This is a genomic window from Cyanobacteria bacterium FACHB-DQ100 (assembly GCA_014695195.1).
GTDB lineage: Bacteria > Cyanobacteriota > Cyanobacteriia > Leptolyngbyales > Leptolyngbyaceae > Leptolyngbya.
Window position 1 is genome coordinate 21,280 of sequence record JACJNW010000034.1, and the last position, 14,437, is coordinate 35,716.

Consider the following 14,437-nt stretch of genomic DNA (forward strand, 5'->3'; position numbering starts at 1 on the left):
TGATCGCGCCAAGACAGTATTGAAGTAGGACACAGCAGTTAGGAGGGAGCGCATGATTGTTGAAAATGGTGAAGTAATTCTGTCAGTTAAGAATCTAACTGCTGAGATTGATAGCACACCGATTTTGAAGGGCATGAATCTCGAAATTAAAGCAGGTGAGATTCACGCGATTATGGGCCCGAATGGATCGGGAAAAAGTACCTTTTCTAAGATTCTGGCAGGGCATCCCGCTTACACGGTGACAGGCGGAGAGATTTTGTTTCATGGGCAGGATCTACTCGAACTCGAACCGCATGAGCGGGCGACTTCGGGTGTGTTTTTGGCATTCCAATATCCACTAGAAATTCCGGGCGTGACGAATGTAGATTTCTTGCGCGTGTCATATAACGCGAAACGCAAGCAGGAAGGCTTAGAAGAGTTGGATGCGTTTGATTTTGATGATGTGGTGCATTCCAAATTAGAGTTACTCAAGATGGATGCAGGCTTTCTTTCTCGTAGCGTGAACGAAGGCTTTTCGGGTGGCGAGAAGAAGCGGAATGAAATTCTGCAAATGGCATTGTTAGAGCCAAAATTAGGCATTTTGGATGAGATCGATTCTGGTTTAGATATCGATGCGTTGAAAGTCGTTGCAAATGGTGTGAACGCAATTACGACATCAGAAAATGCAACGCTTGTGATCACGCACTATCAGCGCTTATTGAATTACATTACGCCTGATTTTGTTCACGTCATGGCAGATGGACGAATTCTGCTGAGTGGCGGTAAGGAACTGGCGCTAGAGCTTGAAGCGAAAGGGTATGACTGGGTTGTTGAAGGTGAAACGGTAGGTGCATGATGGTAGAAGTTTCAGCCGTTTCTGAAATTGGAAATTCAGGCACGATCGCAACCATTGATCGCGCCGCTTACTTCAACCAATTACTGAATTTACGCTCTCCCCATTCCAAATTTCAAGACATTCGCGATCGCGCTGCGGCATCGGTTCACGATCAAGCCATTCCCTCAACTCGCGACGAAGAATGGCGTTTTACAGACGTTTCTGATTTGTTATCGCTGTCGCTGAAAATTGCTGAACCTGCGAGTTTAAGCTTTCCGCAGATTGAAGCTTTTCTGCTACCAGAAACAGCGAATTCGCGATTAGTCTTTGTTGATGGCGTATTTGCGGCGGATTTGTCTGCGATCGACGATCTACCCGATGGCGTTGTTGTTAGCAATCTTGAAACAGTCCTGGAATTAATGCCAACTGTGAAAGACTACATTGCTAAACTTCCCGGAGAAGATGAAGTCTTCACCGCTTTGAACACCGCAAGCTTGACAGATAGCGCGATCGTCTTTGTGCCGAGAAACCAAGATGTTGAGGTTCCGATTCATTTGCTGTTTGTCTCAACTCAAGCGGAAGCGATCGTTCAACCACGTGTGTGTGTGATTGCGGAAACTGGAAGTCGAGTCACGCTAATCGAAGATTTTGTCAGCTTGACTGAGGGCGCATATTTCACCAATACCGTTACGGAGATTGCGATCGCAGAAAACGCAGAAGTTCGTCATACTAGAGTTCAGAGGGATAGCAATGCTGCCTTTCACATTGGTAGGACTGCTGTTTCGCAAGCGAGAGATTCTCGTTATTCCTGCACTGCTGTGAATTTCGGCGGCAGACTTTCTCGACACAATCTAGATGTCTATCAGACCGGAGAGCAGACCGAGACTACGCTAAACGGTTTGACCGTGATTGATGGCGATCGCATCGGCGATACACACAGTCTGCTATCGCTGAGTAAGCCGTATGGTGTGGGCAATCAAGTCCATAAGACCATTGCGAGCGATCGTGCCCATGCAATCTTTAATGGTAAGGTTTTCGTTCCTCAAGCCGCACAGCAAACCGACGCGAGACAGTTGAGCCGCAACTTATTGTTATCTCCGAAAGCGCGAGTTGATACCAAGCCTCAGTTAGAGATTGTTGCAGATAACGTCAAGTGTGCTCATGGTGCGACGGTTAGCCAGCTAGAAGACGACGAAGTGTTTTACCTCCAGAGTCGCGGTATTGATCAAGACTCAGCGCGTAAGCTCTTGACTTATGCTTTTGCGATCGAAATCATTGACCAGATTCCAGTTCCGACCTTGCGTGATCGACTCTCTGCATTCATTCGTTCCCAACACACCTAAGCCATGACTTTCCTGCAAGAAAAAACCCTCGCTGCTCAAGTGCGATCGGACTTCCCGCTTCTGAACGAGCGGATTCACGATAAGCCGCTAGTGTATCTCGACAATGCTGCGACTTCTCAGAAGCCGATCGCGGTTCTCGATGCTCTGCGCCACTATTATGAGCATGACAACGCCAATGTGCATCGCGGCGCACATACCTTGAGTGCAAGAGCGACTGATGCGTATGAAGCAGCGCGGGATAAAGTTGCAGCGTTTGTAAATGCAGCATCGCGGCAGGAGATTGTTTACACCCGGAATGCGAGTGAAGCAATCAATATTGTTGCCTATGCTTGGGGGTTGAATAATTTGCAGGCAGGCGATGAGATTGTTCTGTCTGTGATGGAGCATCATAGCAATCTGGTGCCGTGGCAGTTGATTGCAGCGCGAACGGGGGCTGTGATCAAGCACGTTCAGTTGAATGAATCGGAAGGTTTTGACTTTGAGCATTACAAGTCATTGCTCTCTGAAAAGACCAAACTGGTGTCGGTTGTCTATGTTTCCAATACTCTGGGCTGCATTAACCCGGTGCGTGAGATTTGCGCTGAAGCTCACAAGGTAGGAGCAAAAGTTCTGATCGATGCGTGTCAAGCGGTGCCGAATATGCCTGTAGATGTGCAAGCGATCAATTGTGATTGGCTCGTCGCATCCGGTCATAAAATGTGCGCTCCGACCGGAATCGGGTTCTTGTACGGCAAGCTGGACGTTTTACGATCGATGCCTCCGTTTTTCGGTGGTGGTGAAATGATTGCCGATGTGTATTTAGACCATTCGACTTATGCTGATTTGCCGCATAAGTTTGAAGCGGGGACTCCGGCGATTGCAGAAGCGATCGCGCTCGGTGCTGCGGTTGACTATCTCACAAATATCGGCATGGACAAGATCCGAGCTTACGAAGAAGAGTTGACGGCATACCTATTCCAGCGATTAGCAGAAGTTCCAAATCTGCGGATCTACGGACCCAAACCAGACGCGGCAGGCGGAGGACGAGCAGCCTTAGCTTCATTTACCGCCGGAGAATTGCATCCTCATGATCTTTCGACTTTGTTGGATCATGAAGGCATTGCGATCCGATCGGGACATCATTGCACTCAGCCGTTACACCGATTGTTAAATGCTCCGGGCACTGCTCGCGCTAGTTTGTATTTCTACAATACTCGCGAGGAGATCGATCGATTCATCGAAGCGCTGAAAGAGACGATCGATTTCTTTGGTGGGATTCTGGGCTAAATTGATTTTTTGAATTAAAAGCGCGATCGTTCTTGACTTGCGGCGATCGCGTTTTTAGTAGAGAATTTTTTGTAAATCGAGCGTAAATCCAGGCAAAATATCATCTGCCGAGATTGTTTTAGGAGCCTGCAATAGTTCTGTCGTTTTTCCAGGGCGGTAAACTTCAACGCATTGGTTTTGGCGATCGAGCAACCAACCTAACTTTGCTCCGTTTTCAATGTATTCGCGCATCTTCGCTTGCAGTTTTGGCAACGAGTCAGTTCTAGACCGCAATTCAATCACCACATCAGGACAAATGGGCGCAAATTTTTCCTGTTGTTCCGGCGTTAGGGCTTCCCATCGTTCTCGTCGAATCCAAGCTGCATCGGGAGCATAACTTGCGCCATTCGGAAGTGTAAACCCGCTGGAGGAATCGAAAACTTCTCCGAGTTGGGTTTGCTCATTCCAATTGTCTATTTGCGTTGTAATTTTAGTGTTGCGTCGTCCTGACTCGCTTCCAGTCGGCGGCATAATGATGATTTCTCCCAATGCTGTGCGCTCAAACTGCAAATCCCGATTGTCTTGGCACAGTTGAAAAAACTGGTCGTCTGTTAACGCAAGAGTCAACTTTATCGAAGCTTCAGGCGTTGTGAAGGTCATGGCACTTGCTGAACGCTGCTAGATTAATCGTAAGTGATTCGATCGTGATTTTGCTTATAGAAATATAGGGCGCGCCCCCTTGAGAAGCAAGCACGCACCTAGTCTCTTATTTCTGCTTTTCGCTTGGCAGACTGCCTTTAAGCTTACTACATCTATTTAGCTGAGCAGGTTGTGATGTAGAGCTTTGACATGGGCAATCTTCAGCAATCTTGTTATCGCGAGAGGAATCTCTTTCGGGCTGGTTAATAATTAGGTGTACTTCTGATTGTTATTAATGATGGTAGAACTATTATCTGAAGTTGTTTCACTGTTGTTAGCTTTACTATTGTTATCTCTAGTGACGTTACTGGAGTAGTTTTCGGAGTTGTGAATATTTTTATTAATATTTGCCGTGAACGTAAAGGCACCGCAAGCCATAACTGATACCGACGCAGCTATGAAAATATTTTTCAATTTTCTTTTCATTGTGGTTCTCGATTTTTCTCTCATATGGTCTAATCTCCTATTGTTTGGTGCTAACTTTGCAGTTCTCAACTTTCTTCTACAGTCTGATTCCGTACTGTTTGATATAAAATTTTGCTCGCATTCGTTATTAAACATTTTTCTCCATAAAACCAATATTAAACAGAAGCAGCCCTCGAAAGACAAAGACCTGGCTTATTCCAACCAGGTCTTCTTCTTATTCAATTGAAAAATCGACCTTTCTTTGGATCTAGAGCTAGATTAACCAGAATTTGCGGGATTGGGTTTGTAATTCGCAAATTAATTGCAAATTTATTTAGAAATCGAAATCAGCCATATCACTATCAGCGCCATCTTTCGGCTTATGTTTATCCACCACGCTACACCCGGTAAGCAGAACCATCGATCTTTCTTTGGATCTAGAGCCAGATTAACCGAAATTTGCAGAATTAATTTCGTGATTCGCAAATTAATTGCAAAATTGTTTAGAGATCGAAGTCAGCAGTCGAACATCAATCGTTCTGAGATTACGCGATCGCAAAATCTGTATACTGCCGAACGTCTGGTGGTTGAAATCCAAGCACAATGTCTGTCGCCGGAATTCCTGCTGTAAGTAAATCGTCTACAACGCATAAATCTGTCCAATCTTCTTCAACCCAAACCTTATCGTTTTTGATTCGGATGTAAATTGTGATGTGTCGAACTCTTTTTTTGTTTTGCCAACCCGATCGAAACCAGAGATACTGATCACGCTCCTCATCGAATGCCAGTAAGCTTTCGACTTCATCATCGGGAGAATGTGGAACTAGATTCTGATAACCAGTCAAAACTTGTTTAATAATCGTCCGGTACTGGATCAGTTTGTCCATTGCACAATGACCTCGTTTGTAGTGTCGATCACGATCAGGAAAATTTGGTTCTGCTCAATTATGGTTTGAATTGCTTTGAGCTGGAAGAAGCTGTTAAAAACTTCTTCACGAATTGCGAGATAGACTTGTCGATCAGGATCAGTAAGCGTGAGAAAACTACGATAGATAATGTACTGCCCCAGTGCAAGTTCTAAATCTCGAACTGGAGAAGGACTAATAAAGCTTTTAACCTCTACTGCAATTTTCCTAGCATCCCGTTCAGCCGCAAATAGCTTTGTTGCTGCCATATCTGCATAAACCTGAATTTCTTCGTATTCAATCGTCAGCGGATCTTTTGTAATTATCCAACCATCCTTGCTCAAAGCATTTTTCATCGCATCGTGATACAAATCTTTGGCAGGCATGGTTTACAGGTTTTTCTTGGTTTGTAGAAAGTTTTTGATAGCAAAAAGCGCGATCGCTCCCTTTCAAGAACGATCGCGCTTTCAGTTTTAGAGACTCAAATTAGTAATCGAAGTCGCCCATACCGCCGCCAGCACCAGCGCCAGCCGCAGCACCATCTTTCGGTTCAGGCTTGTCAACCACAATACACTCGGTCGTCAGCACCATTGCTGCGATCGAAGCCGCATTCTGAAGTGCAGAACGAGTCACCTTAGCAGGGTCAACGATACCTGCTTCGAGCATGTCAACGAATTCACCCGTTGCAGCGTTGTAGCCGACGTTGAATTCTTTCTCTTTGACGCGCTCAGCAATCACCGCACCGTTTTGACCTGCGTTTTCAGCAATTCTCTTCAGAGGAGCCGTCAATGCACGAGCCACGATTTGTGCGCCGATCAACTCTTCGCCGCTGAGGCTGCTCGATGCCCAGGATTCGAGATCCGGAGCCAAGTGAGCCAAGGTTGTACCACCACCGGGAACGATACCTTCTTCAACAGCCGCTTTGGTTGCGTTGATCGCGTCTTCAAGGCGGAGCTTACGATCCTTCATTTCGGTTTCGGTTGCTGCACCAACTTTGATCACTGCAACACCACCCGCCAACTTAGCCAAGCGCTCTTGCAGCTTTTCCTTGTCGTAGGAAGAATCGGTTTCGTCCATTTGACGGCGGATTTGCTCAACGCGAGCTTTCACTTGCGCTTCATTGCCTTCTGCAACGATCGTCGTGTTTTCTTTAGTGATGGTGACACGACGCGCTTTACCCAACTGATCGAGTTTGGTGGTGTCGAGCTTCAGACCTGCATCTTCAGTGATCAACTGACCGCCCGTGAGAACTGCGATATCTTCGAGCATTGCCTTACGACGATCGCCGAATCCAGGAGCTTTCACCGCAGCCACGTTCAGCACACCGCGCAAACGGTTCACAACCAAAGTTGCCAGTGCTTCTTTCTCGATGTCTTCTGCAATGATGATCAGCGGACGACCTGCACGCGCCACCTGTTCGAGCACCGGAACGAGGTCTTGAACCAGGGTGATCTTCTTATCGGTGATCAGCAAGAACGGCTCATCCATCACTGCTTCCATCCGCTCGGTGTCGGTTGCGAAGTAGGGCGAGATGTAACCTTTGTCAAAGCGCATCCCTTCGGTGACTTCGAGTTCAGTCGTCATCGACTTGCCTTCTTCCAGCGAGATTACGCCTTCTTTGCCGACTTTATCCATTGCGGACGCGATCATTTGACCGACTTCTTCATCGTTTCCGGCAGAGATTGTACCGACTTGTGCGATCGCTTTTGAGTCTTCAACTGGACGCGCATGAGCAGCAATCTTGTCTACCAAGAAGGTTGTTGCTTTGTCCATGCCGCGCTTCAGCAGGATTGCGTTTGCACCTGCGGCAACGTTCCGCATTCCTTCTTTGACGATCGCGTGTGCCAAAACGGTTGCAGTCGTGGTTCCGTCTCCAGCCGCATCATTGGTTTTAGAAGCTGCTTGACGAATCAAGGAAACGCCCGTGTTTTCAACGTGATCTTCGAGTTCGATTTCTTTGGCGATCGTTACACCGTCGTTCACGATCTGAGGTGCGCCGAACTTCTTCTCCAGAACCACGTTGCGACCTTTAGGGCCTAGAGTGACAGCAACGGCTTCGGCAAGGATGTCCATACCGCGCTCCAGAGCGCGACGAGCGTTTTCGTTGTAGATGATGCGCTTAGCCATAGTGTGTTGAAAGCTTTGTAAGGTTTACAGAAAAGAGAGAGTCAAGAAAACTATGAAACGACTGCCAGAATGTCTTTTTCAGACAGCAAAACGTAATCGTCGCCACCGAGTTTGATGTCGGTTCCGGCATACTTGGAGTACAGCACTTTATTACCGACTTGCACTTCCATGGGCTGACGTTCGCCCTTCTCGTTGAGCTTGCCATTACCAACCGCTACGATTTCGCCAACTTGGGGCTTTTCTTTAGCGTTGTCGGGCAAGATGATGCCGCCTGCGGTTTTTTCTTCAGCTTCGCTCACTTTCACGAATACGCGATCGCCCAACGGTGTTACGGTGGACACGCTAAGAGAGATGGCTGCCATACAAATCCTCCAACAATCTAGATGAGCAACAAACGATCAAATACTTGCGGCTGAATACATGATTCAACCGGGTCGCCTGTCGGTTTTTTTCAACGTTTACCAGTCTACAGGCTTTTGGAGTTTTGAGTTAGCACTCTCGCTCCCTGAGTGCTAATTTAGCGAAGCCAGCGATCGAATGCAACTTTAGAAAGAGTACGGCTTACCGAACGAAGGGGTTGCGGAAGGAACGATGACGATTATCGGGCTGCTCAAGGTATTCTGATTGAGAGATTGCTGTTTTAAGGGTGTTATGCAAGTTCGAGCGGAAAGACTGGAAGATATCGAAGCAGTCCGTCGAGTAAATATTGCTGCGTTTGGGCAATCGGGAGAGGCAGATTTAGTCGATCGATTGCGCCCCATTACCCCAACCCTTTCCCTTGTTGCAGTTGCATCCGATCAAATTGTTGGGCACATCTTCTTTAGTCCAGTTGCGATCGACAACACTGCTCTATTTATTTTCGGACTTGCACCGGTCGCAGTTCTACCCAATTATCAGCGACAAGGCATTGGAACATTGCTGATTCAACAGGGTTTAACGGAGTGCGATCGCTTAGGCTGCAAAGCGGTTGTCGTGCTAGGTCATCCTGAATATTATTCGCGCTTTGGGTTTATTCCAGCTAAGCGTAAGGGATTGAGATGTGAGTACACAGTCCCAGATGAAGCGTTTATGGTGCTGGAGTTAGAAAGCGGTGTATTAGATAGCTGCGAGGGAATTGTGAGATATCGATCGGAGTTTAATGCTCTGGAATAATGATCTCAATAGGATTCAGTCAGCTTCTCGATAACTCACCATTGGGGTGATACATTCACGCTTGCAAGAATTTAAATTGGGTCAAAGTTCGTATCAGGAGCAATCTAATCATGCTGAGTGGTAGTGATACTATGCTTGACCAAGACTGGTTCGATCGTGGAAAAGAGGATGCCTGGGCGGGTCGATCGAAGAATCCCCCAGAGCATGACCCACAAGCCGCCAGTTTTTACGATCTGGGCTACAGCGAAGGAGAAATCGAACGTCCGCCCGTCAGCCTATCGCCTGATGTCGAAAGCCAACCTTAGAGCGCTTTCGTTGCCTTGAGCATGTGATACACAATCAACAATTGCGTCATGGCTAAGGGATAGCTCTGGATCATCTCGCCCGTGGTTCCCGATACCTTCCCGAGTTCAGTATCACCAGTCGGATTGCACACATTCGACAGTGCCGGAAGCTCATCGCAAATAAAGTGCTCTAGATCCACAACCTGATCTTTTGTTGCGTGTCCGTCAATCTCCAACACATCGACAGGTTTACTCATATCGCGATCGAGTCCCAATCGAATCGCTGATCGTGTGGGTGCGTCATCCCCAACCACTCGCGTCAGCTCCGGATGCGGAATCGTAGGACGTAGCACCAATTTCACATTTAAGTGACCATTCACATTCGGAGACGGCTCCGGTGGACAAAAGCTGACGACCATATCCGCCCAAGCCCGTTGCGGACGAATATACTCGGCTGAATCCGGTTCGCGCTTGCGTAACTCTTCTAAAACTTGCTCTTCGGTGTAACCCCGTTTTTGCGTATCGCGTTTAATTTTCCATTGCGCTCTCAGGGATTCTGGCGGCGCAAGGTATACCTTCACGTCATAGCAATCGCGGGCTGTACGAGTCGAATACCCTAGCAAGCCTTCGATAATGATGAAGCGATTCGGCTTGATATAGGTGGGGGCTTCAAACGTTCCAGTCTTGTGGCTGTAATTTGGCTTGAGAATGGGCTGACCCGATCGCAACAGCGCTAAATGCTGCTGCATAATGTCTAGATGATTACAGTCCGGGTGCAGGGCAGTGATGCCAATCTGAGCGCGTTGAGCGCGATCGTACTTGTGATAATCATCGGTGCAAATGATCGTTACGTTCTCTTCACCCAGCACTTGAGCAATTCCACGAGTTAGCGTCGTCTTCCCAGCCGCACTATCGCCAACGATACCAAGAATAATTGGGCGCTGTGACATGATCGCTTCTACACCTTCGAGAATTAGGTTTGACTCTAGAAACATCCTAAGCGGTGAGGGAATCTAGTTTTGCTCAAGAATCATTACGACTCCTCGAAGCGCAAATGGAGCGAACGAAAGCAATGCTGCATATTATATTTCCAATAGCCACTTTGAGGTATCATTGAGTAGAATCTATAACAACCCCGCTAAGATATATTTCGTCTTCTGTCTTTGTATTTAGTATCCTGAAAGCGGCGACTCCTCTTCACCTGAAGTTTTCCTGCCGCAGTCACTACACTCTACACCCTATGAAATTTTCAGTATTCCACACGCCCGAACTCACACCTGGACAAAACGCTGCTGATTGTGCGATCGCGATTGATGTACTGCGAGCAACCAGCACGATCGCGACTGCTCTGTTTGCTGGAGCGGATGCAGTTCATGTCTTCAGCGATATGGAGAAGCTCGTCCAAGAAAGCGAGGCGCTACCCCCGGAGAAGCGTTTACGGGCAGGAGAACGAGGCGGAAGTAAGGTAGAAGGCTGCGATCTCGGTAACTCGCCGCTCGACTGTACGCCCGATTTGATGAGCGGAAAACAACTGTTTATTAGCACCACAAACGGAACTCGCGCCCTCCAGAAAATTCAAGCTTGTCCGACTGTATTGGCAGCGGCATTGATTAATCGTCACGCTGTCGTGAAATATCTGGTCGAGCATCAACCCGAAACGGTTTGGATCGTCGGGGCTGGCTGGGAAGGATCATTCGCGCTCGAAGATACCGTCTGTGCGGGTGCGATCGTGCAAAGCGTGGCGGATCAACTGGGCTGCCCGCTCGAAGATTTGGTCGGTAATGATGAACTGGTTGGCGCGGTTTCGCTTTACCAACAGTGGCAAGATAACTTGCTGAGCTTGATGTATCACGCAAGCCACGGTAAGCGATTGCTGCGGCTGAACTGCATGGAAGATCTGAAATATTGTTCAACGCTCGATTCGCTCGATGTTTTGCCGATTCAAGCTGAGATTGGAACCTTGGTAAAGCATCAAGCGTTGGTGCGTCCACTGCTTGACCGAACGCTCTCTAATGCTGCTTCGAGATAACTCTTTCAAGCATCTCTAAACAACCATTTAGCCCCCCTAAATTCCCGATTTTGCAGGATTTAGGGGGGCTAATTCGTTCACGATCGCGGCAATTTTAAGGGTAAGGGTCTCAAGTTGCAACCTTGGTATCGACATTCAACAGTTCCGCGATCGCTTGATGTTCTGCGGCGGGATGTCTTGGCACTTCATGACGCGCATCGGTGATCAGCCAGTCGAGTGAAGCGGCTTGGACATCGATCGTTGCGCCTGTCTTGTCTACACAGAACCGCCCGAAGACCAGCTTATCGACCAATCGCACTCCTGGCCCTAAACGCGACCATTCAAAAATGACACTGTTATCCACGGTCGCACCGCTACAAATCCAGCAGTTATGTCCAATCATTGCAGGGCCTACAATTTTCGCGCCGTCCTCGATACAAGTCATGCTGCCAATGTAAACCGGGCCTTGAATATCCACTTTGTCCCAATTGACTGACACATTTAGCCCCGTGTAAATTCCCGGAGCCACTTCACGTCCTGGGATCGGAACATTTTTGATTTCGCCTTTGAGAACGCCGCGAATGGCTTGCCAATAATCTGGAACTTTGCCGATATCGACCCATTCAAAATCCATCGGCAATCCATAGAACGGTGCATTCATTTCCACTAGCTTCGGAAATAACTGGCTACCGATATCAAACTCAACACCGGATGGAATGTAGTCTAGAACTTCGGGTTCAAAAATGTAGATCCCGGTATTGATATTCGTGCTTAAGGCTTCTTCAACCGATGGTTTTTCCTGAAATGCCTTGATTCTGCCGTCTTCGTCGGTTACAACTACACCGTAGCTTGGAACTTCTGATCGATCGACCGTTTTCATAATCACCGTCGCGATCGATCCTTTCTCCCGATGCCACTTCACTGCTGCTGTGAGATCCAAATCGATTAGAGCATCGCCACAAAGTACCACAAACGTATCGTCAAAGAAGGGGGAGAAGTCTTGAATGCGCTTCATCCCGCCTGCTGAGCCGACTGCCTCGCCCACAAGATCTCCGTCTACGATCCGACCCTCAAACGAATAGCCAATCTGGACACCGAAACGCTGCCCATCTTTGAAATAGCTTTCGATCTCATTCGCCAAATGGCTCACATTCACCATGATTTCGTCGAAGCCGTGTTGACGTAGCAACTCCAGCAAAAACTCCATCACTGGTTTTTGCAGGATCGGAATCATCGGCTTAGGAATCGTGTACGTAATTGGTCGAACCCGTGTGCCTTTCCCAGCCGCCAGAATCATGGCTTTCATAAATTGTTTGTCTCCAACCCTACGCCGTCAATGTTCATACGATCGCACACTATAACTGGACAATTTCGCGCCAAACTCGCTTCAATCACAAGCCCCTAGAGCGCGATCAAGCTCTAGAAGCCCAAAGATTATGTCAACCCTACCGTATCCCGTTTGATCTTGAATTCGTCTGAAAGTTCAGTTTTTCTCCAAGATGTTCTGAAAGCGCGATCGAGTTCAGAAAACTCTCTTGCATTATCGCTGATCGCTCCAGCGTTCTAACAGTGCAAATGTTTTAGAGCTTTGGTTTTGCGATCGAGTCTGTCACTTTGTGAGCGATCAACTTCGCCTGGGTCAATTTGAAATTTGGCATAAGCGCAGACAGCATCGCCATTCTACAGATTATCTTTCGAGTGTTGGCATGTTCGTGTTTATACGGGGGAAAGTTCAAGATCATGCAAAGTTAATACAAAGTTTCTGTAAAGCGCCAGGATTTCGTGAACGATTTGGCTGTTTCAGAAATCGAATCAATCAGCAGTGTAGGAATTACTAAGGCTTAGAATTCGCTCAGGGAAATGGCTCCAAAGACGGAGAAGAAACGCAAGATCTGACCGTGGACATATTCAGTTATGGCACTTGGGCAGTAAACATCAGCGGGGTAAGTCGGTAAGTTTAGTTCATAGACATGGTGAGGATGGTATGAACGGTCGGACTTTTTTAGATGGCAAGCAATCGAAACAACGAACTGTGAATGTGGGTCGTGCGAATGCGGTGAGTCGTCGCTCTCTGAAAGCCGATCGCTCATTGCCCAAAAAGTCCACCCGTTCGCAAACGGTCTGGCTTGATCCCGTTGCTCAGGATCGCTTACTGCGCCAGCAATCCCTGACGGATGCGAAACAAGGTCACTATCTCGAAGCGATCGCAGGTTTGACCATTTTGATCGATCGCAATCCTGAAAATGCAACCGACTACAATAATCGCGGGTTGGTGCATTTCCAGTGTGGGCATTTGGATGCAGCGATCGAAGACTATAACAAGGCAATTCGCCTCAATTCTAAACTTGCGAGTGCCTACAACAACCGCGCTAATTACTACGCCTCTCAGGGGCTTTTAATCGAAGCGATCACAGATTACGATCGAGCAATTGATCTAGATCCGACCAATATTCGCGCTTGGCTGAATCAGGGAATTACGTTTCGCGATCTCGAACTGTATTCGCAGGCGATCGAGAATTTTGAACAGGCGCTGCAAATTACGCAACTGCTTTCCTCGCCGCTGAATGATCACTCGGTGCTAGAGGCACATCTCTACGGAGCGCGGGGTCGGGCACATCATTTAGCAGGCGACTGGAATTTTGCGATCGCGGATTATTACCGCGCCCTAGAGCGCATCCCGGAAGCTGACATTGCGGAAAAGAGATTGCGGATGCAGGTCAATCGCTGGATGCAGGAATTGACGAATTAGATTCGACTGAATAGCGAAACCATAAATGCGAAGGCAATAAAGACGATCGCAGTTCCAATCAGGTCTGTTTTTCGCCCAGAATCGCGGAAGGCAGGCTGTAGCCAGAAATTCAACTGTTTTGTAATCTGCGGCATCACTGCCCAGGTGAGTAGCGAAGAAATGATGATATTGTTGACCAGCGTAACGACCGCAGGTGACCACGATTGCAGCGATTTTAACCAATCATAGGTCGAAAACAGTTTTATCTGGATCATCACCAGCGGGTAAAGTCCTAAGACAACTGCCAGCACTTGTTTCCAGGGGGGCGCTCCTAAACTCGATCGCTCCTCACCTGCCTCGGTTGAGAACCATCCTTCTAATCCAGTGGTAAACGATTTGAACTTATAAGTTTCAAAGATCTGTTGCCCCGATTCGATCAAGTGTTCACGATTGTCAGAACTCAGCCAATCATTCAAGTGATGGGGCGTATCGAAATGAATGATTGAATACCATTTCACCACACCATTTGCACATTGCAACGGCGGACACAGATCATGTCTGAGAAACCCTGAATGACGTTTAGCAGCCTGCTCCAGTGACCGAATCCATTTGCGAAACGCTGCTTTGTTACCGTTAGGAACGATGAATTCTAGAACAACTGTGGAGTAGAAAATGCGATCGTCGTGGTTAGGGCTGAGCATGCGTTTAGTGTGCAAGATTTGAGTAG

Annotated in this window: 15 protein-coding genes; 7 read left to right on the forward strand and 8 right to left on the reverse strand. The window is 47.7% G+C overall.

The annotated features are described in order from the left end of the window. Window positions 1–52: 52 nt before the first annotated feature. From sufC to sufS, 3 genes are read left to right on the forward strand one after another with little or no spacing between them, the layout of a single operon-like run. Window positions 53–835 (forward strand): Fe-S cluster assembly ATPase SufC, encoded by a 783-nt coding sequence (gene sufC, locus H6F51_18920; GenBank protein MBD1824544.1) that lies wholly within the window; start codon window positions 53–55, stop codon window positions 833–835. Beyond that, window positions 832–2,157 (forward strand): Fe-S cluster assembly protein SufD, encoded by a 1,326-nt coding sequence (gene sufD / locus H6F51_18925; protein ID MBD1824545.1) that lies wholly within the window; start codon window positions 832–834, stop codon window positions 2,155–2,157. The genes sufC and sufD overlap by 4 nt, the downstream gene beginning before the upstream one ends. 3 nt (window positions 2,158–2,160) lie before the next feature. Beyond that, window positions 2,161–3,423, forward strand: a complete 1,263-nt coding sequence (sufS, locus tag H6F51_18930) for a SufS family cysteine desulfurase (protein MBD1824546.1) — start codon at window positions 2,161–2,163, stop codon at window positions 3,421–3,423. Between the two features lie 54 nt (window positions 3,424–3,477). Here sufS and H6F51_18935 read toward each other — a convergent pair whose 3' ends face one another. The 5 genes from H6F51_18935 to groES form a co-directional block, all read right to left on the reverse strand. Then, window positions 3,478–4,062: a Uma2 family endonuclease gene (locus H6F51_18935; GenBank protein MBD1824547.1), complete on the reverse strand. Its 585-nt coding sequence runs from the start codon at window positions 4,060–4,062 to the stop codon at window positions 3,478–3,480. A gap of 989 nt (window positions 4,063–5,051) precedes the next feature. Beyond that, window positions 5,052–5,393, reverse strand: coding sequence for a XisI protein (locus H6F51_18940; protein MBD1824548.1), 342 nt, complete (start codon window positions 5,391–5,393; stop codon window positions 5,052–5,054). Next, complete coding sequence (locus tag H6F51_18945) at window positions 5,381–5,797, reverse strand: XisH family protein (GenBank protein MBD1824549.1); 417 nt, start codon at window positions 5,795–5,797, stop codon at window positions 5,381–5,383. The genes H6F51_18940 and H6F51_18945 overlap by 13 nt, the downstream gene beginning before the upstream one ends. Window positions 5,798–5,897: 100 nt before the next feature. Continuing rightward, on the reverse strand, window positions 5,898–7,538 hold the full coding sequence (gene groL / locus H6F51_18950; protein MBD1824550.1) for a chaperonin GroEL: 1,641 nt from the start codon (window positions 7,536–7,538) through the stop codon (window positions 5,898–5,900). A gap of 50 nt (window positions 7,539–7,588) precedes the next feature. Beyond that, window positions 7,589–7,900, reverse strand: a complete 312-nt coding sequence (gene groES, locus H6F51_18955) for a co-chaperone GroES (GenBank protein MBD1824551.1) — start codon at window positions 7,898–7,900, stop codon at window positions 7,589–7,591. Between the two features lie 289 nt (window positions 7,901–8,189). On the opposite strand from groES, the gene H6F51_18960 reads away from it, so the two are divergent. Together H6F51_18960 and H6F51_18965 are read left to right on the forward strand one after the other, a co-directional pair. Then, window positions 8,190–8,690, forward strand: a complete 501-nt coding sequence (locus H6F51_18960) for an N-acetyltransferase (GenBank protein MBD1824552.1) — start codon at window positions 8,190–8,192, stop codon at window positions 8,688–8,690. Window positions 8,691–8,800: 110 nt separating this feature from the next. Further along, entirely contained in the window at window positions 8,801–8,995 is a 195-nt protein-coding gene (locus H6F51_18965) for a hypothetical protein (GenBank protein ID MBD1824553.1), read from the forward strand. Here H6F51_18965 and H6F51_18970 read toward each other — a convergent pair. Next, the gene (locus H6F51_18970) at window positions 8,992–9,924 is read right to left on the reverse strand and encodes a phosphoribulokinase (protein ID MBD1824554.1); all 933 of its coding nucleotides are present in this window, start codon (window positions 9,922–9,924) and stop codon (window positions 8,992–8,994) included. The genes H6F51_18965 and H6F51_18970 overlap by 4 nt on opposite strands. A gap of 290 nt (window positions 9,925–10,214) precedes the next feature. Here H6F51_18970 and H6F51_18975 point away from each other — a divergent pair, with 290 nt between their 5' ends. Continuing rightward, window positions 10,215–11,003, forward strand: a complete 789-nt coding sequence (locus H6F51_18975; GenBank protein ID MBD1824555.1) for a 2-phosphosulfolactate phosphatase family protein — start codon at window positions 10,215–10,217, stop codon at window positions 11,001–11,003. Window positions 11,004–11,112: 109 nt separating this feature from the next. Here the strand turns inward: H6F51_18975 and H6F51_18980 are convergent, their stop codons facing one another. After that, on the reverse strand, window positions 11,113–12,288 hold the full coding sequence (locus H6F51_18980; GenBank protein ID MBD1824556.1) for an NDP-sugar synthase: 1,176 nt from the start codon (window positions 12,286–12,288) through the stop codon (window positions 11,113–11,115). A gap of 678 nt (window positions 12,289–12,966) precedes the next feature. Between H6F51_18980 and H6F51_18985 the strand changes: the two genes are divergently transcribed. Then, window positions 12,967–13,731, forward strand: coding sequence for a tetratricopeptide repeat protein (locus H6F51_18985; GenBank protein MBD1824557.1), 765 nt, complete (start codon window positions 12,967–12,969; stop codon window positions 13,729–13,731). Here the strand turns inward: H6F51_18985 and H6F51_18990 are convergent. After that, the gene (locus H6F51_18990; GenBank protein MBD1824558.1) at window positions 13,728–14,411 is read right to left on the reverse strand and encodes a hypothetical protein; all 684 of its coding nucleotides are present in this window, start codon (window positions 14,409–14,411) and stop codon (window positions 13,728–13,730) included. The genes H6F51_18985 and H6F51_18990 overlap by 4 nt on opposite strands. Window positions 14,412–14,437: the final 26 nt, after the last annotated feature.